At 71.9% G+C, this 22,509-nt stretch carries 25 protein-coding genes; 10 read left to right on the forward strand and 15 right to left on the reverse strand.

The genetic code is table 11. From position 1 onward, the window contains the following. Nucleotides 1-40 precede the first annotated feature (40 nt). The 3 genes from ACFFGH_RS20530 to ACFFGH_RS20540 are packed head-to-tail and all read left to right on the forward strand — an operon-like array spanning nt 41 to nt 1,909. Nucleotides 41-478 carry an Lrp/AsnC family transcriptional regulator gene (locus ACFFGH_RS20530; RefSeq protein ID WP_386671786.1) on the forward strand — a complete coding sequence of 146 codons (438 nt, stop codon included), beginning with the start codon at nt 41-43 and terminating at the stop codon, nt 476-478. Between the two features lie 7 nt (nt 479-485). Next, nucleotides 486-893 (forward strand): GntR family transcriptional regulator, encoded by a 408-nt coding sequence (locus ACFFGH_RS20535; protein ID WP_386671788.1) that lies wholly within the window; start codon nt 486-488, stop codon nt 891-893. A 32-nt stretch (nt 894-925) separates the two neighbouring features. After that, complete coding sequence (locus ACFFGH_RS20540) at nt 926-1,909, forward strand: zinc-dependent alcohol dehydrogenase (protein WP_386671789.1); 984 nt, start codon at nt 926-928, stop codon at nt 1,907-1,909. 146 nt (nt 1,910-2,055) lie between these two features. Here ACFFGH_RS20540 and ACFFGH_RS20545 read toward each other — a convergent pair whose 3' ends face one another. Further along, a complete protein-coding gene (locus ACFFGH_RS20545; RefSeq protein ID WP_386671791.1) occupies nt 2,056-2,628 on the reverse strand; it encodes an NADPH-dependent FMN reductase in 573 nt (190 codons plus the stop codon). A 76-nt stretch (nt 2,629-2,704) separates the two neighbouring features. On the opposite strand from ACFFGH_RS20545, the gene ACFFGH_RS20550 reads away from it, so the two are divergent. From ACFFGH_RS20550 to ACFFGH_RS20560, 3 genes are all read left to right on the forward strand, one after another. Further along, complete coding sequence (locus tag ACFFGH_RS20550) at nt 2,705-3,217, forward strand: MarR family winged helix-turn-helix transcriptional regulator (RefSeq protein ID WP_386671793.1); 513 nt, start codon at nt 2,705-2,707, stop codon at nt 3,215-3,217. Between the two features lie 89 nt (nt 3,218-3,306). Then, nucleotides 3,307-4,845, forward strand: coding sequence for a phytoene desaturase family protein (locus ACFFGH_RS20555; protein ID WP_386671794.1), 1,539 nt, complete (start codon nt 3,307-3,309; stop codon nt 4,843-4,845). Between the two features lie 39 nt (nt 4,846-4,884). Continuing rightward, a complete protein-coding gene (locus ACFFGH_RS20560; RefSeq protein WP_386671796.1) occupies nt 4,885-6,240 on the forward strand; it encodes an FAD-binding oxidoreductase in 1,356 nt (451 codons plus the stop codon). Between the two features lie 32 nt (nt 6,241-6,272). Here the strand turns inward: ACFFGH_RS20560 and ACFFGH_RS20565 are convergent, their stop codons facing one another. Next, nucleotides 6,273-7,184, reverse strand: coding sequence for a DNA-3-methyladenine glycosylase family protein (locus ACFFGH_RS20565; RefSeq protein ID WP_386671798.1), 912 nt, complete (start codon nt 7,182-7,184; stop codon nt 6,273-6,275). Between the two features lie 9 nt (nt 7,185-7,193). After that, nucleotides 7,194-7,910 carry a hypothetical protein gene (locus tag ACFFGH_RS20570; RefSeq protein WP_386671800.1) on the reverse strand — a complete coding sequence of 239 codons (717 nt, stop codon included), beginning with the start codon at nt 7,908-7,910 and terminating at the stop codon, nt 7,194-7,196. A 50-nt stretch (nt 7,911-7,960) separates the two neighbouring features. Between ACFFGH_RS20570 and trhO the strand changes: the two genes are divergently transcribed. Beyond that, a complete protein-coding gene (trhO, locus tag ACFFGH_RS20575) occupies nt 7,961-8,839 on the forward strand; it encodes an oxygen-dependent tRNA uridine(34) hydroxylase TrhO (protein WP_386671802.1) in 879 nt (292 codons plus the stop codon). Nucleotides 8,840-8,851: 12 nt separating this feature from the next. Here trhO and ACFFGH_RS20580 read toward each other — a convergent pair whose 3' ends face one another. After that, nucleotides 8,852-9,187, reverse strand: a complete 336-nt coding sequence (locus tag ACFFGH_RS20580) for a hypothetical protein (RefSeq protein ID WP_386671803.1) — start codon at nt 9,185-9,187, stop codon at nt 8,852-8,854. A gap of 101 nt (nt 9,188-9,288) precedes the next feature. Between ACFFGH_RS20580 and ACFFGH_RS20585 the strand changes: the two genes are divergently transcribed. Both ACFFGH_RS20585 and ACFFGH_RS20590 read left to right on the forward strand, forming a co-directional pair. After that, the gene (locus ACFFGH_RS20585) at nt 9,289-10,311 is read left to right on the forward strand and encodes a 6-phosphofructokinase (RefSeq protein WP_386671804.1); all 1,023 of its coding nucleotides are present in this window, start codon (nt 9,289-9,291) and stop codon (nt 10,309-10,311) included. A 58-nt stretch (nt 10,312-10,369) separates the two neighbouring features. Next, nucleotides 10,370-11,347 carry an MDR family oxidoreductase gene (locus tag ACFFGH_RS20590; protein WP_386671806.1) on the forward strand — a complete coding sequence of 326 codons (978 nt, stop codon included), beginning with the start codon at nt 10,370-10,372 and terminating at the stop codon, nt 11,345-11,347. On the opposite strand, the gene hemL is transcribed toward ACFFGH_RS20590, so the two are convergent. From hemL to hemE, 11 genes are all read right to left on the reverse strand, one after another. After that, nucleotides 11,344-12,693 carry a glutamate-1-semialdehyde 2,1-aminomutase gene (hemL, locus tag ACFFGH_RS20595; RefSeq protein WP_386671808.1) on the reverse strand — a complete coding sequence of 450 codons (1,350 nt, stop codon included), beginning with the start codon at nt 12,691-12,693 and terminating at the stop codon, nt 11,344-11,346. The two genes, ACFFGH_RS20590 and hemL, sit on opposite strands and share 4 nt — an antisense overlap. Beyond that, on the reverse strand, nt 12,690-13,685 hold the full coding sequence (gene hemB / locus ACFFGH_RS20600) for a porphobilinogen synthase (RefSeq protein WP_386671809.1): 996 nt from the start codon (nt 13,683-13,685) through the stop codon (nt 12,690-12,692). Before hemB ends, hemL begins: the two co-directional genes overlap by 4 nt. Further along, a complete protein-coding gene (locus ACFFGH_RS20605; RefSeq protein ID WP_386671811.1) occupies nt 13,682-14,434 on the reverse strand; it encodes a uroporphyrinogen-III synthase in 753 nt (250 codons plus the stop codon). The genes hemB and ACFFGH_RS20605 overlap by 4 nt, the downstream gene beginning before the upstream one ends. After that, nucleotides 14,431-15,387, reverse strand: a complete 957-nt coding sequence (hemC, locus tag ACFFGH_RS20610; RefSeq protein WP_386671813.1) for a hydroxymethylbilane synthase — start codon at nt 15,385-15,387, stop codon at nt 14,431-14,433. Before hemC ends, ACFFGH_RS20605 begins: the two co-directional genes overlap by 4 nt. Next, entirely contained in the window at nt 15,384-16,577 is a 1,194-nt protein-coding gene (locus ACFFGH_RS20615) for a ferrochelatase (protein ID WP_386671815.1), read from the reverse strand. Before ACFFGH_RS20615 ends, hemC begins: the two co-directional genes overlap by 4 nt. Next, the gene (hemQ, locus tag ACFFGH_RS20620; protein WP_386671817.1) at nt 16,574-17,296 is read right to left on the reverse strand and encodes a hydrogen peroxide-dependent heme synthase; all 723 of its coding nucleotides are present in this window, start codon (nt 17,294-17,296) and stop codon (nt 16,574-16,576) included. Before hemQ ends, ACFFGH_RS20615 begins: the two co-directional genes overlap by 4 nt. A 130-nt stretch (nt 17,297-17,426) precedes the next feature. Next, nucleotides 17,427-17,798 carry a hypothetical protein gene (locus ACFFGH_RS20625; protein WP_386671818.1) on the reverse strand — a complete coding sequence of 124 codons (372 nt, stop codon included), beginning with the start codon at nt 17,796-17,798 and terminating at the stop codon, nt 17,427-17,429. After that, the gene (locus ACFFGH_RS20630; protein ID WP_386671820.1) at nt 17,795-18,208 is read right to left on the reverse strand and encodes a phage holin family protein; all 414 of its coding nucleotides are present in this window, start codon (nt 18,206-18,208) and stop codon (nt 17,795-17,797) included. The genes ACFFGH_RS20625 and ACFFGH_RS20630 overlap by 4 nt, the downstream gene beginning before the upstream one ends. 36 nt (nt 18,209-18,244) lie before the next feature. Next, the gene (locus tag ACFFGH_RS20635) at nt 18,245-18,613 is read right to left on the reverse strand and encodes a hypothetical protein (protein WP_386671822.1); all 369 of its coding nucleotides are present in this window, start codon (nt 18,611-18,613) and stop codon (nt 18,245-18,247) included. 45 nt (nt 18,614-18,658) lie between these two features. Beyond that, nucleotides 18,659-19,996 (reverse strand): protoporphyrinogen/coproporphyrinogen oxidase, encoded by a 1,338-nt coding sequence (locus ACFFGH_RS20640; RefSeq protein WP_386671824.1) that lies wholly within the window; start codon nt 19,994-19,996, stop codon nt 18,659-18,661. A 39-nt stretch (nt 19,997-20,035) separates the two neighbouring features. Then, the gene (hemE, locus tag ACFFGH_RS20645; protein ID WP_386671826.1) at nt 20,036-21,091 is read right to left on the reverse strand and encodes a uroporphyrinogen decarboxylase; all 1,056 of its coding nucleotides are present in this window, start codon (nt 21,089-21,091) and stop codon (nt 20,036-20,038) included. A gap of 97 nt (nt 21,092-21,188) precedes the next feature. On the opposite strand from hemE, the gene ACFFGH_RS20650 reads away from it, so the two are divergent. Beyond that, the gene (locus tag ACFFGH_RS20650) at nt 21,189-22,481 is read left to right on the forward strand and encodes a glutamyl-tRNA reductase (RefSeq protein WP_386671828.1); all 1,293 of its coding nucleotides are present in this window, start codon (nt 21,189-21,191) and stop codon (nt 22,479-22,481) included. Nucleotides 22,482-22,509 lie beyond the last annotated feature (28 nt).

Raw genomic sequence — 22,509 nt, forward strand, 5'->3', positions numbered from 1 at the left:
GAGGTGCGCGCGACGCTCGATCTCGGCATACAGTGGGTTCATGGACGACCTCGACGCCGGCATCCTCGAGGAGCTGCGGCAGAACGCCAGGGCCAGCTACGGCGACATCGGCGCGCGGATCGGGCTGTCCGCATCGGCGGTGAAGCGTCGGGTCGACCGGCTGGTCGCCGACGGCGTCATCCGGGGCTTCACCATCCAGGTGGATCCCGCGGTCGACGGTCTCGCGACCGAGGCGTACGTCGAACTGTTCTGCCGCGGCACGGTTGCGCCTCGGGAGCTGAAACGCATCCTCTCCGGGGTGCCGGAGGTGGTGGATGCCGGCACGGTGACCGGGTCCGCCGACGCCATCGTCCACATGCGCTCGCGTGACATCCCCTCACTGGAGATGGCGCTGGAGCGGGTGCGGGTGGCGCCGAACGTCGACCACACACGAAGTGCCATCGTGCTGTCGCGGCTGATCAACCGGAATTACGACTGAGCTCCGGATGGCGTTTCTCGGGCTGGCACTCGACGCGGAATCCGCGGTGCCGACGTTTCTGCAGCTGCGGGCGCAGCTCATCGACCTGGTGCGCAGCGGCGCGCTGACGCCCGGAACGCGCATCCCGACCGTGCGTGCGCTTGCCGGAGAGCTCGGGATCGCCCCGAACACGGTGGCGAAGGCCTATCGGCAGCTGGAGGAGGACGGCATCCTCGAGACCCGTGGACGCAACGGCTCGTTCATCAGCCCGCAGGGCGGCGCCGCGGAGCGGAAGGCTCAGGAGGCTGCCTTGGCCTACGCCGCGCGGGTGCGCCAGCTCGGGATCCCGCCCGAGCAGGCGCTCGGCTACGTCGAGGCCGCCTTGCAGGGCCACTCGGAACCCCCGTGGTCGGCCCCCGGGGAGGCGGCGCCATGACCAGCGGGAATGCCCACCGGCGGGGAACCGCCGTGACCATCACGAGCCCCGGCACCGTCGAGCTCCTCCCGATACCCGACGCCCGCGATCCGCTGACACCGGCGTCCCTCGAAGTCGTCGGGCGCACGGTCTGCAGCCTGGTGAGCCCGGGCACCGAGGTGTCGGGCGCATTCCGCCCCGGCCCCGAGCGGCCTGCCCGCTATCCGGTCACCCCCGGGTATGCAGCGGTGTTCCGGGTCGAGGCGGTGGGCTCCGAGGTTCCAGGCCTCGCCGTCGGCGACCTGGTGTACACGCAAGGCGGACATCGCAGTCACCAGCGACGCCCCGCGGATGAGGTCGTGCGGCTGCCGGAGGGGCTCGATCCGTTCGCCGCCGTCTTCGCCCGGCTGATGGCCGTCCCGATGGCGACGCTGAGCACGACCGCTGCGCGACCGGGCGATCTCGTGGGGGTCAGCGGCCTCGGCCCGGTGGGCCACCTGGCAGCGGTGATCTTCGCGGTCAGCGGGTACGACGTGACCGCGTGGGATCCGCGGGCAGAGCGACGTGCACTGCTGCCTGCCGCCGTGCGGACCCTGCCCACCCCGCCGGAGCCCGAGCCGATCGGCCAGTTCGGAACCGCGGCGGGATTCGACCTGGTGCTCGAGTGCTCGGGCAACGACGGGGCCGCCCTCGAGTGCGTGCGCCGGGTGCGCGCGCTGGGTGAGGTTGTGCTGGTCGGCACGCCGTGGACCCGGCGCACGGACGCCACCGCCCACGAGCTGCTGCACGAGGTGTTCCACCGCTACGCCGTGCTGCGCAGCGGCTGGGAGTGGCAGCTTCCTGCATCCCCGACGCCGTTCACCGGACGAAGCGCCGCACGGAACCTCGAGCTGGCGTTCCGCTGGCTGCGCTCAGGGACGGTCGGCGTGCAGCACCTCGCCGACCGTCGCGCACCGGCCGACGCGCAGGACGTGTACGACGAGCTCGCGGCGGGGACCGCCGAGCGACTCACCACGGTCTTCGACTGGGGCGTCTGAGGCGCCCGTCCGCTTCCCCCTCGTCGATCCGCGGACTTCCGACCCGACTCGACGGCATGTCGTCTCCGATGTCCGCGACTCGGGACAGCACGGCGCCGGTCACCCTGAGGTGACCGGCGCCGTTCGGTGCTGCTGGGTGCTGCGGGTCAGGCGGCGACCTCTGCGACGCGGACGGTGCGCAGTGCACCGGCCCAGGCCACGAGCTGGTCGAGCTGCACGCCGAGCGCGGTCTCATGGCTGTCGGCCGGGGTGAAGGTCGCGAAGTTCTCGAAGTCGGTGAAGATCGACATCGTGACCTGCTGACGCACGTCGGCGACCTGGAGCTCGCCGAGGATCAGCCGGAGATGCTCGGCGGCGCGGGCGCCACCGACGCTGCCGTAGCTGACGATGCCGGCGGCCTTGTTGTTCCACTCGGCCGAGAGATAGTCGATGGCGTTCTTGAGCACACCCGACGTCGAGTGGTTGTACTCGGGAGTGACGAACACGTACCCGTCGTACTCGGCGATCTTGGCGGCCCAGCGCTTCGTGTGGTCGTTGGCGTACTGGCCCATCGCGGGCGGAAGCGCCTCGTCCAGGTGCGGCAGCGGGAAGTCGACGAGGTCGATGATCTCGTACTCGGCGTCGCCGCGGACGTCTGCGACGTCCTTCACCCACTGGGCGACGGCGTCGGCGTGGCGGCCGGGGCGAGTGCTGCCGACGATGATCCCGATCTTGAGCATGATGTCCTTTCAGAAGTTGATGTGTCAACCATAAGTCGTACTGGTTGATGTGTCAACTTCCTGCTAGCCTGTTCTCATGAACTCCGCAGGAAGCGCGACCGCGACCGCCGAGTGGGCCGTCTCTTCGCAGGAATGGGACGCGTGGCGCTCCTTCCTCGACATGCGGACGTTCCTCGATCGCGAGCTGGAGCGACAGCTGCAGCGGGACGCCGGGCTGAGCAGCGCCGACTACGGCATCCTCACCACGCTGTCCACGGCCAAGGATCGCCGGCTGCGGGCCAGGGAGCTCGGCGAGCTTCTCGCGTGGGAGAAGAGCCGCGTGTCTCATCAGGTGTCCCGAATGGAATCGCGCGGCCTCGTCGAACGTCAGGAGTGCCCGGAGGACGCGCGCGGCACCTGGATCGCCATCACGCCGGAGGGTCGCCGCACGATGCTGCGCGCCACCCGTGATCACGGCGCGACACTCCGGAGGTACTTCCTCGATGTGCTCGAGCCCGGCGAGCTGGAGCAACTCGCACACCTCTCCAAGCGCGTGCTCGGCGTGATCAACCCGTCCGCCTGCGAGATCGCCGAGTCGCCGGACGCATAGCGACTCCGCACCGGCGGACCGGTGCGGCGGGGTGCGGCGGGGTGCGGCGGGGTGCGGCGGGGTGCGGCGGGGTACGCCAGAATCGAGCCATGCAGTCCCCGAATCACGACGTCGTCGTCCTGGGCGGCGGTCACAACGGCCTCACCGCGGCCGCGTACCTCGCGCAAGCCGGGCGCTCCGTCCTGGTGCTCGAGAAGCTGGACGGCTTCGGCGGCGCCGCCGTCTCCGCAGCGCCGTTCCCCGGCGTCGAGGCGCGGCTGTCCCGCTACAGCTATCTGGTGAGCCTGCTCCCGGAGCGGATCCGCACCGAGCTGGGGCTGCGCATCGAGCTGAAGCGCCGCCGCGTCTCGTCGTACACGCCGAACCCCGGCGGCGACGGCGGGCTGTTGATCGACACCGAGAACCCGCGCACGACGAGCGAGTCGTTCGCGGCGCTCGGTGCGCCATCCGACGCAGCCACCTGGAGCGCCTTCTATTCGAGGGTCGGCACCCTCGCCCGCGCGCTGGCCCCGACTCTGCTGGAGCCGCTGCTCACCCGCCGCGAGGCCAGGACGCTGGTCGGCGACGCGGCGTGGAACGAGTTCATCGACCGACCGGTGGGCGAGACGATCGAGCGATCGTTCTCGTCCGACCTGGTGCGCGGCGTGGTGCTCACCGACGCCCTCATCGGAACCTTCGCCCCCAACATCGACGACACGCTCGCCGGCAACCGCTGCTTCCTGTACCACGTGATCGGCAACGGCACCGGGGAGTGGGACGTGCCGGTCGGCGGGATGGGCGCCGTCAGCGGAGAGCTCGCGAGGGCAGCCCGCCTCGCCGGTGCAGAGCTGGTTCCCGGCGCCGAGGTGACCCGCGTGACCCCGGACGGCGAGGTGACCTACGTGGTCGACGGCGACGAGCGGGTCGCGTTCGGGGCTCACCTGCTCGCCAACGTCGCGCCGGCGGTGCTCGACCGGCTGCTCGGCGAGCCACAGGCCGACGGCCCGGCTCCGGAGGGCGCCCAGGTGAAGGTCAACCTGCTCGTCTCCCGGCTGCCGCGGCTGAAGAGCGGCATCGATCCAGCGGTCGCCTTCGCCGGGACGCTGCACGTGCACGAGACCTGGGGAGAGCTCGACGCAGCCTTCCGGAGCGCCGCGGCGGGGAGCATCCCCGACCCGCTGCCGTGCGAGGTGTACTGCCACACACTGAGCGACCCGACGATCCTCTCCCCCGAGCTCGCCGCCTCCGGGGTGCACAGCCTCACCGTCTTCGGGCTGCACACGCCCAGTCGGCTGAATGCGGACCGCCAGGAACTTCAGCGCCGCGTGCTGGCGTCGCTCGATTCGGTGCTGGCCGAGCCGCTGGAGTCGTTGGTGCTGCCGGACACCGACGGCCGCCCGTGCATCGAGACGAAGACCACAGAGGACCTCGAGGCCGCGCTCGGACTGCCCGGCGGGAACATCTTCCACGGCCCGCTGTCCTGGCCGTTCGCCCCCGACGACGCGCCGCTCGCCACGCCCGCCGAGCGCTGGGGCGTCGCGACCCGGCATCCGCGCGTCCTGCTCTGCGGGTCGGGCGCGCGCCGGGGCGGTGCGGTCAGCGGCATCGGCGGCCACAACGCGGCGATGGCGGTGCTCGAGACCGGCTGACGCCTTCCGGCGGCGCCCTTCCGGCGCTATGGTCGGCGCATGTCGCGTGCACTCGCAGACCGCATCGAGGGGACCGTGCTCACTCCGGCGGAGCCGGCGTTCGCCGAGGAGGCCGCGGCGTTCAACACCGCCGTGGTGCACACACCGGACGTGATCGTCGGCGCCGCCTCGACGGCGGACGTCGCGGCCGCGGTCCGGTTCGCCGCCGAACACGGCTCCCCGGTCACGGTGCAGGCCACCGGGCACGGGGCGCACACGCCCATCTCCGGCGGACTCCTCATCTCGACCCGTCGCCTGCAGCAGGTGAGCGTCGACCCCGCGACCCGTACCGCAACGGTCGGCGCGGGTGCGCGGTGGGCCGCAGTGCTGGAGGCGGCCGCCGAGCACGGCCTCACGGGGGTGCCCGGCTCGTCGCCGAACGTGGGCGTCGTCGGATACCTGCTCGGCGGCGGGCTCGGCCCGCTCGCGCGCAGCCACGGCTTCTCATCCGACTACCTGATCGGAGCGACCATCGTCACGGGGACCGGGGAGATCCTGGAGGTGAGCGAGGACGAGAACGCGGAGCTCCTGTGGGCTCTCCGCGGCGGCAAGGGCGGTTTCGGCATCGTGACGGAGGTCCGGGTGCGGCTCGTCCAGCTGTCGACGCTGTACGCCGGCGCCCTGTTCTTCGACACCGAGCACATCGAGCAGGTGCTCAGAACGTGGGTGGACTGGACAGCGGACGCCGACCCGGACGTGACCACGAGCGTCGCGCTCGTGCGGTTCCCCGACCTCGACCTCGTGCCCGAGCCCTTCCGCGGACGGCACTTGCTCAGCCTCCGGTTCGCCTATCCCGGCTCCGATGACGAGGGCGCCCGGCTGGCGGAGCCGTTGCGCACCGCCGCGCCGGTGTACCTCGACATGCTCGGCGAGCTGCCTGCGGAGCAGATGGGGGCGATCCACAGCGACCCGGATGAGCCGGGTCCGGGCTGGAACCGCGGACTGCTGCTGGACGCGATCGATCAGGACTTCGCCACCGCGCTCCTCGGCGCGCTCGGGCCGGGAGCCGATGCGCCGTTCATCGCGGCGGAGCTGCGGCACCTGGGCTCGGCCGCCGCCGTGGATCTCCCTGCCGGCTCGGCGGTCGGCGGGCGCGACGCGGCCTTCACGCTGGTGCTCATCGGTGTGCCGGATCCGTCACTGTTCGACTCCGTCCTCCCACGCGCCGGAGACGCGGTGATCGACGCCATCCGGCAATGGGTGCATCCGCGCACCAACATCAACTTCGCAGGTCACCCGGCGACGACGGAGGAGTTCGAGTCGGCCTGGCCGGTGACGTCGCTGCCGCGCCTGGCGGGCCTCCGGCGCCGTCTCGACCCCGCCGGGATCTTCCCGTTCGGCCCCGTCTCCGTCTGACCCCTCGCCGACCTGCGCGGTCGCCGCTCGGCTCAGTGGCCGCGGTGATCCTGGAGCGTCATCCTCGGACCGCGCCGCGGTGCCGTTCTTCCGCTGATCCAGACCAGCCGGCAGACCCGCTGCCGCGAGCCGCGCCACGGCTCGAGCATGGTGAGCATCTCCTCGTCGTCGATCCGCCGCCCCGCGAGGGCCCAGCCGACGTGTTTCGCAAGGTGGAAGTCGCCGACGCTGACCGCGTCCGGGTCACCGTGCGCCCGCTGCATGGTCTCGGCCGCGGTCCAGATCCCGACGCCGGGGATCGAGCGCAGCGCCCGCTCCACCTCCGGCCCGCCGCGACCGCCCCTCAGCGTCCGCTCGAGCGACGCGGCGACGCGGAGGCAGCGCATGACCGTGTCGGACCGCTGCGGCCCGACTCCCGCGCGGTGCCACTCCCAGGACGGCACGCGGAGCCAGGTGGCTGTCGACGGGAAGACCCGCATCCCGAGCGGCGCGGGACCGGGCGCCTCGTCGCCGTGCCGGTCCAGCAGAGACCGCCACGCGCGGTGTGCCTCCAGCACGGTCACCTTCTGCTCGAGCACCGCGGGCAGCAGCATCTCCATCACCAGCCGGGAGCGGGTGAGACGCAGCCCCGGGTTCCGGCGCAGCACCTCGGCGAGCTGCGGGTGGGCGGCGAGGTCGAGGCCGCTCCAGTCATCGCCGGCGCCGAGCAGCTCCGGCACACCGGCGATGGCCCACTCCGCGCCCGGCCCCCACGCGGTGGCGCGGATCTCCGCCGTCCCGTGCAGATGCAGCGTCGCGGGGCCCTCCGGTGTGCGCATCGTCCGCCACACCGCGCCGGCATCCCACCGCATCGTGGGATCGAGCCGGCCGCGCTGCAGCGGACCCAGCGTGAGCCGCAGGTCGACCGGATGCGGCGGCGTGTAGCTGTCGCGAACCGGTCTCACCCCAGCACCCTACGCGGGTTCGCGGACCTCCAAATGCGCCCACACGCGCATCGGCCCGACGACGCGGAAACCCGCCGCAAGCGGCGCGGCCACCGACGCCGCCGGCTCGAAGCCGACGAGCGGGGCGTGCCCGAACCGTGCGTGGGCGAGCCCCGCGAGCGAACGCCACGCATCCACCCGCTTGCCGTCGCCGAGGAACACGTCGTGCAGCCCGATCACGCCGTCGCTGGAGTGCAGGATGGCGCCGGCGAGGAACCGGCCGTCGACCACCCATTCGAGCACCACGACCTCGGCGACGTCGAGGATCGACGGCTCCAGCTCGTTCAGGGATCCGTGCTCGGCGAGCCAGTCCGGGAACCGCTCGCGCGACACCCGCTGCCATCCGTCGATCCCCACCGGCTCGACCGACGCGCCGGCGCCGACCTCGGCGAGCGCGATCCACTCGGCCTCGAACACGCGCCCGAACCCGTACCCCGTGAGCTCCTGGTCGGCGAAGCTGTCGACGACGGTGAGGCCCGTCGTCGCGTTCCGAATGGCACCCCAGTCCGGTTCCGCCCTCGGACGCAGCAGCACCACGTCCGAGTGACCCTGCGGCATCGGAACATCAGCCGCCCACAGGTCGTCCGTGCGAGTGGTCGAGATCCGCAGGCTCCGGGCGATCAGCTCACACCAGTCGGCGTGGTTGCGGGCGGCGGCGGCCGCCAGGGCATCGTCGGGCTGCTGCATCGGCCCATGCTATCTGCGGCGCCTCGGCAGGCACACCTTAGGATCGTGCGGTGCCCGTCCGGAAGATCCTGCTGTTCTATTCGCTTGCTCCCCTGGCAGACCCCGAGGCGGTGCGGCTCTGGCAGCGCGACCTCTGCGAGTCGCTGTCCTTGCGCGGGCGCATCCTGATCTCAGCACACGGCATCAACGGCACGGTCGGCGGCGAGCTCGGGGACGTGAAGCGCTACCTGCGGAAGACCCGGGAATATGCGGCGTTCCGCGACCTCGACGTGAAGTGGGGCGAGGGCACGGGGAACGACTTCCCGCGCCTCAGCGTCCGGGTGCGCGACGAGCTGGTGAGCTTCGGGGCGCCCGACGAGCTGGTCGTGGACGAGCAGGGCATCGTCGGCGGCGGCACCCGGCTGACACCGGAGCAGCTCCACGAGCTGGTCGCGGAGAAGGAGGTCACCTTCTTCGACGGCCGGAACGCGTTCGAGGCGCAGATCGGCCGGTTCCGGGATGCCGTCGTGCCGCCCGTCGCGGCGACCCGCGACTTCGTCGGGCTGCTCGACTCGGGGGCGTACGACCACCTGAAGGACTCGCCCGTCGTGACGTACTGCACGGGCGGCATCCGCTGCGAGGTGCTGAGTGCGCTCATGGTGAAGCGCGGGTTCCGGGAGGTGTACCAGCTCGACGGCGGCGTGATCCGGTACGGAGAGCGCTACGGGGACGAGGGGCTGTGGGACGGGTCCCTGTACGTCTTCGACGGGCGGGGCAGCGTCGACTTCGGCGCGAACCCGGCCCCTCTCGGACGCTGCCTGGAGTGCGGTGCCGCGACAAGCCGGATGCAGAACTGCGCCGACCTCGCGTGCCGCGAGCAGCTGGTGGTGTGCGAGGACTGTGCCGGGGCAGGGGCGGTGCCCTGCGCCCGGCACGTCCTCACTCAGTAGCAGGCAGGAGGCCTAGCCGCAGGTGTAGGTGACGCCGTCGACGACGTGCTCGCCCGGGCCGAGCTCGGCACACATCTGGGCGACGTTGCTGAACAGCGCCGCACCACCCACGATGAAGACGATGGCGAGGATGATTCCGATCACCATGAAGATGATGCTGAGGATGATCGCTGCCTTGGCCGGGCCGTTCTTGAAACCGGCCTTCTTCGACTGGTTCAGGGCGACGATCCCGAGGATCAGGCCGAGCAGCGCGATGAAGAACGAGGCGACCAGCGCGACGATGCCGAGCGTCTTGCCCGGGTTCTCGACCTCGGTCGGCTGGCCTGCGTAGGCGGGGGTCTGGGACATTCCATTGCTCCTTGGGCTGTGGCGCTTCCTATGAGCGCGCTGGGAGCACGATAGCGGAGGCGATTCCTCCGATGGCGGAACGGCGCGACATGATAGGGATCATGAAGATCGGAATTCTCACGAGCGGCGGCGACGCCCCCGGCCTGAACGCGGTCATCCGGGGCATCGTCTATACGGGCATCCAGGTGTACGGGCACGAGTTTGTGGGGTTTCTGAACGGCTGGAAGGGTGTCTGCGAGCAGACCGCCACGCCGCTCGAGCGGGCGCAGATCATGGGCATCAGCAAGCAGGGCGGCACCATCCTCGGCACGAGCCGCACGAACCCGTTCGAGTTCGGCGGGGTACCGCGCGTGCGGGAGGTGCTCGAGCAGCAGGGCCTCGACGCCCTGATCGCGATCGGCGGTGAGGGCACGCTCGCCGCCGCCAAGCGGCTCACCGACGAGGGCCTGCCGATCGTCGGCGTTCCGAAGACCGTCGACAACGACCTGTCCGCCACGGACTACACGTTCGGCTTCGACACCGCGGTGCAGATCGCCACCGACTCGATGGACCGCCTGCGCACCACCGGCGACTCGCACGGCCGGTGCATGATCGCGGAGGTGATGGGCCGGCACGTCGGCTGGATCGCGCTGCACTCCGGCATGGCCGCCGGTGCGCACTGCATCCTCATTCCGGAGCGGAAGACCTCGCTCGACCAGATCTGTGATTGGGTGACGTCGGCACGGGACCGCGGCCGCGCTCCGCTCGTCGCCGTGGCGGAGGGCTTCTCCCTCGATTCGATGACCGACGTGCACTCGGAGCGCGGTCTCGACGCGTTCGGCCGGCCACGGCTGGGCGGCATCGGGGAGATGCTGGCGCCGCTGATCGAGGACCGGACCGGCATCGAGACCCGCGCCACGACTCTCGGTCACATCCAGCGCGGCGGCACTCCGACCGCGTACGACCGGGTGCTCGCCACCCGGCTCGGAATGGCGGCGCTGCACGCGGCGATCGCCGGTGAGTGGGGACGGATGGTGGCGCTGCGCGGAACCGACATCTTCACCGTGCCGTTCGAAGACGCCCTCGGCAAGCTCAAGACCGTGCCGGACGAGCGCTACGACGAGGCGCGCATCCTCTTCGGGTGACCACCGCAGCGGCGGACGGCCCCGAAGGCTGCCGCAGGGCCCGCCGTAGGGTGGGAACATGACGCGCGGATGGGTGGTGCGGCGCGGCGAGAGCGCCGAGCTGGCCGAGGTCGACCGATTCCTGCATGGCGGCGACCAGGCCGGCGCCGGCGACGTGCTGATCGACGTCTCGCACTCGTCGATCAACTACAAGGACGCCCTTGCGCTCCGCGGGCAGCCGGGCGTCGCGCGGGTCTCGCCCCTCGTGCCGGGCATCGACCTGGTCGGCACGGTGGCAGAGTCGGCGGACCGTCGGTGGCGGCCCGGCGCGGCAGTGCTGGTGAACGGCTGGGGACTCGGCGAGACGCACCACGGCGGCCTCGCGGAACGCGCCCGTGTCGACGGGTCGTGGCTGGTGCGCATCCCGGGCGGCATCTCGCCCGAGCGGGCGGCAGCGATCGGCACGGCGGGGTTCACGGCGGAGCTGGCGGTGCAGGCTGTCGCGGATCGTCCAGCCGGGAACGTGCTGGTGACCGGCGCGACCGGCGGCGTCGGCTCGATCGCCACGGCGCTGCTCGCGGCGCGCGGTGCGCGGGTCGTCGCCGCGACGGGGCGCCTCGCCGAGCGCGACTACCTCACTGGGCTGGGCGCCGCCGACGTGCTCGACCGACGCGAGCTCGAGGAGTCAGGGAAGCCCCTCCAGTCGCAGCGCTGGGCCGCGGCCGTCGACTCGGTCGGGGGCGTGCCCCTCGCCAACATCCTGGCGCAGACGGTGTACGGCGGTCCCGTCGCCGCGTGCGGCCTCGCCGCCGACGCGTCGCTGCCCGCCACGGTGATGCCGTTCATCCTGCGGGGCGTTCGGCTGCTCGGGATCAACTCCGTGCGGTGCCCGGAGGACCGGCGCATCGCCGCGTGGGCCGGGCTCGCCGCGACACTCGATCTGCGGCTGCTGGACTCCATCACCACCACGGTGCCGCTCGCCGACGCCGCTCAGGCCGCCGAGGACCTGCTCGCCGGACGGCTGCGTGGCCGCGTCGTCGTGGACGTCCGCGCCTAGGAGGTCCGCGTCGCCGCTGCCGCTGCAGCAGCAGCCGCAGGCAGGGCCTCGAGGATCCGGTTCACCGCCGCGTCGTCATGTGCCGCCGACACGAACCACGCCTCGAACACGGAGGGCGGCAGCGAGACGCCCGCGTCGAGCGCCGCGTGGAAGAACGCCGGGTAGCGGAACGCGTCCTGCTCCCGCACCTCCGCGTAGTTCCGTGGGGCGCCATCCCGGAAGAAGACGGAGAACAGCGTGCCGGCGCGCGCGACCGTGTGCACGACCCCGGCCGACGTCAGCGCATCCTGCACCCCCGTGACCAGCGCGTCGGCCACCTCCGACATCCGCCGGTACACGGCGTCGTCCGCCGCGACCAGCGTCGCCGTGCCGGCAGCCACCGCGAGCGGGTTCCCGCTCAGGGTGCCCGCCTGGTACACGGGTCCCATCGGCGCCAGGTGCTCCATCACATCGCGGCGTCCGGCCACGGCGGCGAGCGGCAGTCCACCGCCGACCACCTTGCCGAACGTGACGAGATCCGGCGCCCACTCGGCACCGTCGGCTGCCTCGACGCCCCACCAGCCGGACGCGGACGCGCGGAACCCGGTGAGCACCTCGTCCACGATGAGCAGCGCACCGTTGCCGGCGGTCAGCTCGGCGAGGGCGGCGTTGAACCCGGGCTCCGGGAGCACGACGCCCATGTTGGCGGCGGCTGCCTCGACGATGACGCCGGCGATCCGGCCCTCGTACTTGACGAACGCCTCGCGCACCGCCTCCACGTCGTTGTAGGGCAGCACGACCGTCTGCGCCGCGATCGCCTCGGGGATTCCGGCCGAGGCGGGGAGCGCAAGCGTCGCGAGACCCGACCCGGCTTCGGCGAGGAGGGAGTCCGAGTGCCCGTGGTAGTGCCCGGCGAACTTGATCAGCAGGTCCCGGCCGGTGAACCCCCGCGCGAGGCGGATCGCCGTCATCGTGGCCTCGGTGCCGGTGCTGACCAGCCGGACGCGCTCCACCGGCCGTCGCTCAGCCACCGCGTAACGTCCTGCGATGAGCTCGGCGAGCTCGGTCTCCCCGGGGGTGCTGGCCCCGAACGACAGTCCGCTGGCCGCCGCCGCCTGGACCGCCTCGACGACCGCCGGATACGCGTGACCGAGGATCGCTGGACCCCAGGAACCGACCAGGTCCACATACTCTCGGCCCTCGACGTCGGTGACGTACGGCCCTGCGGCCGAGACGAGGAAGCGCGGGTCGCCGCCGACGGCGGCGAACGCGCGGACGGGCGAGTTCACCCCGCCGGGGATGCTGCGCTTCGCGCGCTCGAACTGCTCGGCGTTGCCGGGGATCGCCGGGCTGACGGGATCGCTCATGTGGTCGTTCCTCCCGCCTGGCGCAGCCGTTCGGCAGCCTCCAGTGCGAAATAGGTGAGCACCGCATCGGCGCCGGCACGGCGGATGCCGAGGATGGACTCGTCCACCGCCTGCTCCCGGTCGATCCATCCGTTCTGGGATGCCGCGACGATCATCGAGTACTCGCCGCTGATTTGGTACGCCCACACGGGCACGGTGCTCCGCGCCGCCGTGGCCGCCAGCACGTCGAGGTAGCCCATGGCCGGCTTCACCATGACCACGTCGGCGCCCTCGGCGAGATCGAGGTCCGCCTCGCGCAAGCCCTCCCGTCGGTTGCCGGAGTCCAGCTGGTAGGTGCGGCGGTCGCCGGAGAGCGATGACTGCACCGCCTCACGGAAGGGGCCGTAGAACGCCGAGGCGTACTTGGCGGCGTAGGCGAGCACCGCGGTGTCGGTGTGCCCTGCGGCGTCGAGCGCGTCCCGCACGGCGGCGACCTGGCCGTCCATCATGCCGCTCAGCCCGAGCAGGTGGGAGCCGGCGGCCGCCTGGACGATCGCCATCTCCCGGTAGCGCTCGAGGGTGGCGTCGTTGTCCACACGGCCGCGGTCGTCGAGCACACCGCAGTGGCCGTGGTCGGTGAACTCGTCGAGGCAGAGGTCGGACTGCACGACGAGCGCGTCGCCGACCTCCTCGACGGCGGCACGGATGGCGACGTTGAGGATGCCGTCCTCGGTGGTCGCACAGGTGCCGACCGCGTCCTTCTGCTGCGGGATACCGAACAGCATGACACCGCCAATGCCGAGCTCCGCCGCGCGCACCAGCTCGGCGCGAAGGGTGTCGAGCGTGTGCTGCACGACCCCAGGCATGGACGCGATCGGCACTGGCGCGTCGATGCCCTCGCGCACGAACATCGGCAGGATGAGCTCCGCCCGGTGCACGCGGGTCTCCGCGACGAGCCGGCGCATCGCCCGGGACGTGCGGAGTCGACGGGGACGGACGACCGGGCCGTTCACACGACGCTCCCTGCGTGCTCGACCAGCGCCTCGACCAGGCCCTCCGCTGTGCGGGTCTCCGCGATGACGTGCACGGGCAGGCCCGCGCCGCGGGTGTCGAACGCGGTGCGCGGTCCGATGCACGCGAGCACCACCTGTGGCGGCAGTGGGGCGAACTGCTTGGCGATCTCGCGGGCGACGCTTCCGGAGGTGACGAGGATCGCGGAGATCCGGCCGGCCGCGACGTCGGCGCGGATGTGCTCGGCGACCGGAACGCCGACCGTGCGGTAGGCCGTGATGAACTCGGTGTCGAAGCCGAGCTGCGAAAGACCCGCGACGAGGGTCGGCTCGGCGATGCTCGACTGCGGGATGAGCACCCGACCACGGATCTCCGTCTTCGGCCACTCCTTCACCAGGCCCCTGGCACTGTTGTCACGCTCCGGCACGAAGTCAACGGTGTAGCCGGCGAGGTTCAGCGCGGCAGCCGTGGTCTCACCGACCGCGGCGACCTTGGTCGCCGCCGGTACCTTGGTGCCCTGGCTGACCAGCACGTCGACGGTGGTCGCGCTGGTCACGACGAGCCACTCGTATCGGCCTGCTTGGAGCCGTTCGAGCGCGGCGCTGAGCGCGGCTGGGTCGTCGCTTCCGGCGAAGTTGATCATCGGGGCGATCACCGGCACGGCGCCGTGGCCGCGCAGGACCGAGGCGACGTTGTCCCCCCACTTGCCGCCCCGCGGCACCAGCACGCGCCAGCCTGCAAGCGCCTTCATCCGGCGGCCCCGGACGCATCGGTCGGCTCGGCCGCACCGCTCGAGCCGAGCGGGGCGAGTTCCGCCGCCCCGAGATCGAGCAGCTCGCGGGCGACCCGCTGGGAGACCTCCCCGGCCGGGTCCGCCGAGTCGTCGACGTAGGCCGCGTGGGAGCTGGTGAGCTGGTGCTCGCCGTCGACCGCGTAGACGCGCGCTGAGAGGAACAGCAGGCCGTCCTCGATCATCGCGGAGGCACCGACGGGCGCCGCACAGCCGGCTTCGAGGAGCGCGAGCACCCCGCGCTCGGCGGAGACGGTGATCCGGCTCGTGCGGTGCTCGAGGGCGGAGACGAGCTTCTCGTCGCCCGCCCGGGTCTCGAGCGCCAGCGCACCCTGACCCGGCGCCGTCGGCCACGGCGACAGCTCGAGCAGCTCCGTGATGGCGTCGCTCCGCCCCAGGCGGCTGAGGCCCGCGGCGGCGAGCACCACGGCGTCGAGGTCGTGCCCCACCCGGCCGAGCCGGGTGTCGACGTTGCCGCGGATGTCGACCACCTCGAGATCCGGACGGCTGGCCCGCAGCTGCGCCCGCCGTCGCGGCGACCCGGTGCCGACCCGGGCGCCTCCTGGCAGCTGCGCCAGTCGCAGCCCGTCGCGGGCGCAGAGCGCATCGCGGGCGTCGGCCCGCTTCGGCACTGCCGCGAGCGCCAGCCCGTCGGCGGGCGCGGTCGGCAGGTCCTTCAGGGAGTGCACGACCACGTCGCACTCGCCCGCCAGAAGCGCGTGGCGGAGGGCGCTCGCGAAGATGCCAGTGCCGCCCACGTTCTTCAGGGACTCCGTGGAGGTGTCGCCCTCGGTCGTGATGCGGACGATCTCGACCTCGCGGCCCGTCTTCGCGGCGATCGCGTCGGCCATGGACCCGGTCTGGGCCAGCGCCAGCGCGCTGGCGCGGGTACCGATCCGGAGCTGGTCGGTCATGGGGCGATCCCCGAGACGGCCGGCTTGAAGCCCAGCCGCGTGTTCTCACAGCATCCGGGGCGGCAGACGTCGTACCAGGGGCCGAGCGCTGTGGCCGCGGCACGCTCGGCGGCGGGGGTTCCGGCGAGCCGCTCGATCACGAGATCCACCAGCCCGCTCACGTAGGCGGGGTCGACACCAGGCGTCGGCGTGCGGACCGCGACGATGCCGTGCTCCTGCGCGGTCTCCATCGCCTCCGTGTCGAGGTCCCACATGACCTCCATGTGGTCGCTCACGAACCCGAGCGGCACGATCACGACCGCCTTCGCCCCGTCCGCGGCGATCTCCGCGATCACGTCGTTGATGTCCGGCTCGAGCCACGGCATGGAGGGTGGCCCGCTGCGGCTCTGATACACCAGCCGCCAGGCGGGCGCCTCGGCGCCGGGCTCCGTCGCGCCCGCCATGACCACCTCGGCGACGGCGAGGTGCTGCGCCTCGTACGCGCCGCCCGGTCCGAAGTCCCGGTCCCGGGGGCCGCTCTTCTCGGCGTCGACGCTCGGGATGCTGTGCGTGGAGAACAGCACCCGCGTGTCCGCCACCGCGATCCCGCGCTCTGCCAGGCCGGCGAGCGCTGTGCGCACGCCCTCCAGGAACGGCTGCACGAATCCCGGCGAATCGAAGAACTGGCGGATCTTGTCGATCTGCATCCCGTCCATCAGCCCCGTCTCATCCAGGGCGAGGGCGAGGTCCTCCCGGTACTGCCGGCACGACGAGTAGGAGCTGTACGCGCTGGTCGCCAGCGCCAGCAGCCGGCTGTACCCGCGGTCCCGGGCGTCCTGAAGCGCCTCGCGCAGGTACGGGTCCCAGTTGCGGTTGCCCCACAGCACCGGCAGGTCGATGTCCCGGCGAGCGAGCTCAGCCTCGAGAGCGGCCTTGAGCTCCCGGTTCTGGGCGTTGATCGGGCTGACGCCTCCGAAGTGGCGGTAGTGGTGCGCGACCTCTTCGAGGCGTTCGTCGGGGATGCCGCGCCCGCGCGTGACGTTCCGCAGGAACGGGATCACGTCGTCCTGCCCCTCCGGCCCGCCGAAGCCGGCGAGCAGCAGGGCGTCGTACCGCACCGGCTCCTCGACGTGCTCGGGACCACCGGCCGCAGCAGGGCTGGCCGCGAGCACGCGGACCTCAGCAGCAGCGCCGTCCGGGGAGGCGCTCACGCGACCACATCCTGGAGCTCGGAGACGTCGATCCGGCGGCCCGTGAAGAACGGGACCTCCTCCCGCACGTGACGGCGGGCATCCGTATGGCGCAGGTGCCGCATGAGGTCGACCAGGTCGACCAGCTCGTCCGCCTCCAGCGCCAGGATCCATTCGTAGTCGCCCAGCGCGAAGCTCGCGACCGTGTTGCTGAGCACCTGCGGGTACTCGGCGCCTTTCCGGCCGTGGGAGGCCAGCATGCCCCGACGCTCCTCATCCGGCAGCAGATACCACTCGTAGCTGCGCACGAACGGGTAGACCGTGACCCAGCGCTTCGGCTCCTCGCCGCGAAGGAACGCCGGCGAGTGGCTGCGGCTGAACTCAGCGTCGCGGTGCACGCCCAGCGCGTTCCACCGCGGGACCATCGTCGACAGCAATCCCTGCCGGGTGAGCACACGAAGCGCCCGCTGCAGCGCCTCCGGTGCTCCGCCATGCAGCCAGATCATCAGGTCGGCGTCGGCCCGGAGCGAGGAGACGTCATAGAACCCGCGGACGGTGACCCCGAGCTCGGCGACGGCCTGGAGCCCGGCGTCGATCCCGGCCTGCTTGGACGGGTTCGCCGGGTCGCGCCGCAGCACCGCCCAAAGGGTGTAGCCGTCGACGGCTGGGTTCACAGCGACATCCGCGGTGGAGGTCCCGGTGCCGCTTTCGGGTGCGGGCACGGTGGGGCTTGCAGTCATGAGACCATCCTCCCCCGCCTTCCTGCGCAGACAAAAACGGGGCCGTGCGGGCCGTCGGCGCACGAACTTCAGCGCGGCCGCTCTGCTCGGGCGGCCGCGCTGAAGTCGAGTGCAGGGGTGAGGTTTCTCGTCAGTCGTCGCTGAAGATCGCCCAGGCGACCGTGCCGAGCACGACGATGCCCGCCGCCGTGGCGCCGACGATCCAGGGCACCGGCTTGTCGCGGTACGACGCCTCGGCCTTCTCGCGGTAGCGGGTGAAGGCCGTCTTCCCCTGGTCGCGGTAGCGGATGTAGGTCGTCTTCCCCTGGTCGCGGTAGCGGACGTAGGTCGCCTTGCCCTGGTCGCTGTAGCGGACATAGGTGGCCTGACCCTGCTCGCTCAGCCGATTGAGGTGCTTCTTGACATCGAGCTTGTCCTCGATGCTCGCCAGGGTGCTGTCGAGCTGTGCGCGGGTGGCGGTGATCCTCGCCTGCACCTCCGGGTATTCGGCGTCGCTGCTCATATCTCGCTCCGCCTTCCGTTGCCCTTGATGACGTTCACGTCACGCTGCAGGTTGCGCATCGCCCGCTCAGGCGTTGGCGGCAGCGCCTTCTGCACGGCCTTGTAGCCGATGAAGGCGAGCACCGCGGCCACGATCAGCAGCACGAGCGCGACCAGGAGCGCAGCCAGCCACGGCGGCATGACCTCGCCGAGTCCGAGCACCGCCGCGGTCAGCAGCATGGTGACGAACAGCAGCAGCACCACCAAGGCGGCGACGATGAGGCCCGCCCCGACCCCGAACTTCTTCGCCTTGGCCGTGAGCTCGAGCTTCGCCAGCTCGATCTCACCCTTGACGAGGTCGGTGACAAGGCGCGGCACATCGCTGATGAGAGCGAAGAGGCCCTTGCGCTCCGGTCTTGACGTATCAGTCATTCGAGCCCCTCGGTGGGACGACGCGGAGGGCGCCGCCTAGCTGCTTGTGGACGGCGTCGTGGTTCCGGGGGTGCCCGTGGATGTGCCGGTCGTCCCGGTCGTTCCGGAAGTCGTCCCGCCGGTGGTTCCTCCAGTGGTTCCGCCGCCGCTCGAGCCGCCGCCGGACTTCTTCTTGCCGGTCACGGAGTCGGTGACCTTCTTGGCGTTGTCCTGGACGAAACCGGCAACCTCCGGTCCCTTCTCCTTCACGAAGCCCTCGACCTGCTCCACGCGCTCCTGGACCCTGGGGTCGTTCCAGAACTTGTTGGCAGTGCTCACAAGCTCGTTGTACTTCTCGCGACCTGCTCGTGCACCGAGCACGTAACCGACCGCCACTCCGGCGAGCAGAAGAATTTTGCCTCGCATGGGTCCTCCGTTCATTGGTGTCTCCACCGTAGTCGGGGGCCCAGGTCAGTGAGCGTCTCCTTCGAGGAAACTCCCAGCGGTCTCTCTGGCTTGGCGGACGACCGCGGCGAGCCCGGACCCGGCGGCGGCCTCGCCGACGCGGAACGGCCGGGCCTCCGATGGCTGCTCGGGCTCGGCCCGGCGCCACGGCACGACCGCGCTGCCCACGACGGAGCCGGGGGCGAGCGTCACGCCAAGGAGGGTGGAGGCGTCACGCCGGATGCCCTCGGCGTCGGGCACGCGGTCGGGTGAACCGTCGTAGGAGAGTCGCAGCACATGGCGCCCGGCGCCCGCCATGTCGGCGACCCACTGCCACTTGGCAGTGACGTGGGTGAGCGCTTTGGCGCGCACTCCACGGGCGCCAGGGGCGACGAGCACACCGGTGCCGCGGGGCGCCGCGTCGAGCCGGGCATCGTCCACCACGAGGGTCGCGAGCGTCACCTCGGTGCCTGCGGGCGGGTCGTCGCCGGTCCGGGAGGCGGCGATCACGACGTCCCCGGGGAGGCGCTCGTCGGGCGATCCGGCGACGGCGACGGCGACGGTGACGCCGTCGATGTCGATGCGGCTCGCCGTCACTCCGGTCCGCACGTCGACGCCGAGCCGGCCGAGGTCGGCGAGCAGCGCATCGACGAGCACCGAGACGCCGCCGCGGATGCCCTGCACGAGTGCTCCGGCGGGAGCGGCGGCCCGCAGGTCGCGCACACCGCGGGCGAGGGAGCCCTCCCGGAGCATGGCGATCCGCACGCCCGGTGCGACCCGGTCGAGCGGCAGGTCATCCGGGTGCGCCGAATGCACCCCCTGTGCGACGGGCGTCACCAGCTTGTCCAGCACGGCGTCGCCCATCCGGCGGCGCACCAGCTCGCCGAGGGTCGCCGACTTCGCGCCCACCGGGCCCGGCAGCAGCGCGTCGGAGAAGAAGGCGCGGGACGCCGCCGCGGCGCCGAGCACCGCGATCACGTCGGAGGCGAGCGGTGAGCCGGGGATGCCGAGGATGCTGGTGGCGGGCAGCGGGAGGGCGCGACCTTCAGCCTGGTACAGCCACGCCCCGGCCGGCGAGGGGGAGACGATGTCGTGCTGGAGCCCGAGCTCCGCGGCGAGCGCCGCCACGGTGCCGCCGCGGGTGGCGTATGACTCGGCCCCCGCATCCAGGTCGATGCCGGCAACGGTGTGGCGGGAGAGCTGCCCGCCGACGCGGTCCGCCCGCTCCAGCAGGATCACCCGCCGGCCGGCCCGGGCGACGTCCCGGGCGAACACCAGCCCGGCGATCCCGCCGCCGACGACGATCACCGGACGGTCGTCGTCGCGCCGCAGCTCTGCAGCGGGGCGGTCACTCGTGTCGCTCATCTGTTCCCTCGCTTCGTGCTGCCCTTCCCGCGGCGCGGGTCAGAGTGAGTGAACCAGCTGCACCACACGGCTGAGGACATCGGGGTCGGTCTCGGGCGGCACACCGTGCCCCAGGTTCACGATGTGGGATGGCGCGGTGCGCCCTCGCTCGACGACGTCGCGGACGTGCGCCTCGAGTGTCGGCCACGGTGCTGCCAGGAGAGCCGGGTCGATGTTGCCCTGCAGCGGGGTGGTGCCGCCGAGCCGCCGGTTGGCCTCGTCGAGCGGGAGCCGCCAGTCGATGCCGACCACGTCCGCGCCGATGTTCCGCATCTCGGGCAGGAAGTCGCCGCCGCCCAGCCCGAACGACACCACCGGCACATCGAGTCCGCGAAGCGCGGAGAGCGCGCGCTTCGAGTGCGGTGCGACCCGGCGCAGGTAATCGGTGCGGGACAGCGATCCCACCCACGAGTCGAACAGTTGGCCGGCGCTCGCGCCTGCCTCGATCTGCGCCCGCAGGAACTGCCCGGTGACGTCGGCGCACCAGTTGAGCAGGGTGGCCCAGGAATGCGGGTCGGAGTACATCAGGGTGCGGGCGCGGAGCTGATCCTTCGACGGCCCACCCTCGACCAGGTATGACGCCAGCGTGAACGGGGCGCCGGCGAACCCGATGAGCGGAGTCGATCCGAGCTCCTCGACAGTGCGGGCGACGGCCTCGCGGATGGGGGCGAGCGTCTCCGGGTCGAGCGGTCTGAGCTTCAGGATGTCGCTCGCCGAGCGGATCGGCTCGTCCAGCACCGGACCCCGCCCCGTCACGATCTCGACGCCGACGCCCGCGAGCTTGATCGGCACGACGATGTCGCTGAAGAAGATGCCGGCGTCGACGCCGTGCCGCCGGACCGGCTGCAGGGTGATCTCGCTCGCCAGCTCCGGCGTCAGGCAGGCGTCGAGCATCGCGGTGCCGACCCGCAGCTCGCGGTATTCGGGAAGTGAGCGCCCTGCCTGGCGCATGAACCACACCGGCAGGGTCTCCGGGCGTTCGCCGCGGAAGGCGCGGATCAGGGGGCTGCGCGAGGTGCGGCCGTCGGAAAGCGGATGGGACGTGGGCAGAGGCACGCGCCTAAGTCTTTCACGCGGCGGGTGGCGCCTCCTGCGGGCGGTCGCAGGGCGCGCACGAAGCGAGCGCCCTGCTGCGGACGCGTACCATTGAGGAGTGCTCCTGTGCCTCACGGCGAATCATCGCAACGCGAGTTTCGACCTCCTCGACCGCCTGTCGGTCGCGGCACCCTCGGCGACTGCGGAGCTGGTCGCACAGAGCACAAAGGTGCGCGGAGCCGTCGTGCTCGCCACCTGCAACCGCTTCGAGGCCTACCTCGACGTCGACCCGTCGGATGCCACGCTGCTCGAGTCCGGCTCGGACGCCGTGCAGGCCACCGTCCAGACGCTCGGTGCGGCGAGCGGCGTCGACCCCGCCGAGCTGCAGGGTGCGATCCGGGTGCTGCGCGGCGACGATGTGGCGCACCACCTGTTCTCGGTCAGCGCCGGCCTCGAGTCGGTCGTCGTCGGTGAGGACGAGATCGCCGGCCAGGTGCGCCGTGCGCTGGACTTCGCGCGCAAGGACGGCACCACGTCGTCCGCGCTGGAGCGCCTCTTCCAGCACGCGACCCGCACCAGCCGTCACGTGCGCACCACCACATCGCTCGGCGGTGCCGGGCGATCGCTGGTGCGTCTCGCGCTGGAGCTCGCATCGAGCAGGGTCACCGATTGGGCCGAGGCTCGTGTGCTGGTCGTCGGCACCGGGCAGTACGCCGCCACGACGCTCGCGGCGCTCCGCGACCGCGGTGCCGCAGACGTGCGCGTGTACTCCGCGACCGGGCGGGCGGCGCGTTTCAGCGCGAAGTACGGGGTGCGACCCGAGCAGAATCTGGCGGACGCGATCGGCGACGCGGACGTGGTGATCACCTGCACCGCCCGGTACAGCGTCTCCCCGGCGGATGTGCCGAACGCCGACCGTCGGCTGGTGATCGACCTCGGCCTGCCGAGGAACGTCGACCCGGCGGTCGGCAGGCTGCCCGGTGTGGAGCTGCTGGACCTCGAGGTGCTGAGCTTGCACGCCCCGCTGCCGGAGCTGAACGCCGCCTCGGACGCGCGGGAGCTCGTCGGGTCGGCGGCGAGCACGTTCCTCGCCGAGCGTGCCGCGGCGCCGGGGATCGTCGCGCTCCGCAAGCACGTCTACGACGCGCTCGATGCGGAGATCGGCCGGGTGACGGCTCGCGCTGGCGCGGACGCCGTTTCCGCCGATGCCACGGTCGCCGCGCTGCGACACCTCGCGGGGGTGATCCTGCACACGCCGTCGGTGCGGGCGCGGGAGCTCGCTCGGGACGGGCACGCAGACGAGTTCGAGGCTGCGTTGGCGACGGTCTTCGGCATCCAGATCGAGCAGGCGCCCGCCTCGCTGCCCGCCGGGTTCGCCGCCGACGGTGACGCCGAGGACCGGACCGCCTAGAACGTCGCGGCGGGTCGGCCCTAGACTT

It is taken from the genome of Lysobacter korlensis (genome assembly GCF_042434515.1).

What these genes read in the sequence shown, in the direction of transcription:
- ACFFGH_RS20530 (WP_386671786.1), top strand. Translation starts at nt 41, where the DNA reads ATGGACGACCTCGACGCCGGCATCCTCGAGGAGCTGCGGCAGAACGCC.
- ACFFGH_RS20535 (WP_386671788.1), top strand. Translation starts at nt 486, where the DNA reads ATGGCGTTTCTCGGGCTGGCACTCGACGCGGAATCCGCGGTGCCGACG.
- ACFFGH_RS20545 (WP_386671791.1), bottom strand. Translation starts at nt 2,628, where the DNA reads ATGCTCAAGATCGGGATCATCGTCGGCAGCACTCGCCCCGGCCGCCAC.
- ACFFGH_RS20550 (WP_386671793.1), top strand. Translation starts at nt 2,705, where the DNA reads ATGAACTCCGCAGGAAGCGCGACCGCGACCGCCGAGTGGGCCGTCTCT.
- ACFFGH_RS20555 (WP_386671794.1), top strand. Translation starts at nt 3,307, where the DNA reads ATGCAGTCCCCGAATCACGACGTCGTCGTCCTGGGCGGCGGTCACAAC.
- ACFFGH_RS20560 (WP_386671796.1), top strand. Translation starts at nt 4,885, where the DNA reads ATGTCGCGTGCACTCGCAGACCGCATCGAGGGGACCGTGCTCACTCCG.
- ACFFGH_RS20570 (WP_386671800.1), bottom strand. Translation starts at nt 7,910, where the DNA reads ATGCAGCAGCCCGACGATGCCCTGGCGGCCGCCGCCGCCCGCAACCAC.
- ACFFGH_RS20580 (WP_386671803.1), bottom strand. Translation starts at nt 9,187, where the DNA reads ATGTCCCAGACCCCCGCCTACGCAGGCCAGCCGACCGAGGTCGAGAAC.
- ACFFGH_RS20585 (WP_386671804.1), top strand. Translation starts at nt 9,289, where the DNA reads ATGAAGATCGGAATTCTCACGAGCGGCGGCGACGCCCCCGGCCTGAAC.
- ACFFGH_RS20590 (WP_386671806.1), top strand. Translation starts at nt 10,370, where the DNA reads ATGACGCGCGGATGGGTGGTGCGGCGCGGCGAGAGCGCCGAGCTGGCC.
- hemL (WP_386671808.1), bottom strand. Translation starts at nt 12,693, where the DNA reads ATGAGCGATCCCGTCAGCCCGGCGATCCCCGGCAACGCCGAGCAGTTC.
- ACFFGH_RS20605 (WP_386671811.1), bottom strand. Translation starts at nt 14,434, where the DNA reads ATGAAGGCGCTTGCAGGCTGGCGCGTGCTGGTGCCGCGGGGCGGCAAG.
- hemC (WP_386671813.1), bottom strand. Translation starts at nt 15,387, where the DNA reads ATGACCGACCAGCTCCGGATCGGTACCCGCGCCAGCGCGCTGGCGCTG.
- hemQ (WP_386671817.1), bottom strand. Translation starts at nt 17,296, where the DNA reads ATGACTGCAAGCCCCACCGTGCCCGCACCCGAAAGCGGCACCGGGACC.
- ACFFGH_RS20625 (WP_386671818.1), bottom strand. Translation starts at nt 17,798, where the DNA reads ATGAGCAGCGACGCCGAATACCCGGAGGTGCAGGCGAGGATCACCGCC.
- ACFFGH_RS20630 (WP_386671820.1), bottom strand. Translation starts at nt 18,208, where the DNA reads ATGACTGATACGTCAAGACCGGAGCGCAAGGGCCTCTTCGCTCTCATC.
- ACFFGH_RS20635 (WP_386671822.1), bottom strand. Translation starts at nt 18,613, where the DNA reads ATGCGAGGCAAAATTCTTCTGCTCGCCGGAGTGGCGGTCGGTTACGTG.
- ACFFGH_RS20640 (WP_386671824.1), bottom strand. Translation starts at nt 19,996, where the DNA reads ATGAGCGACACGAGTGACCGCCCCGCTGCAGAGCTGCGGCGCGACGAC.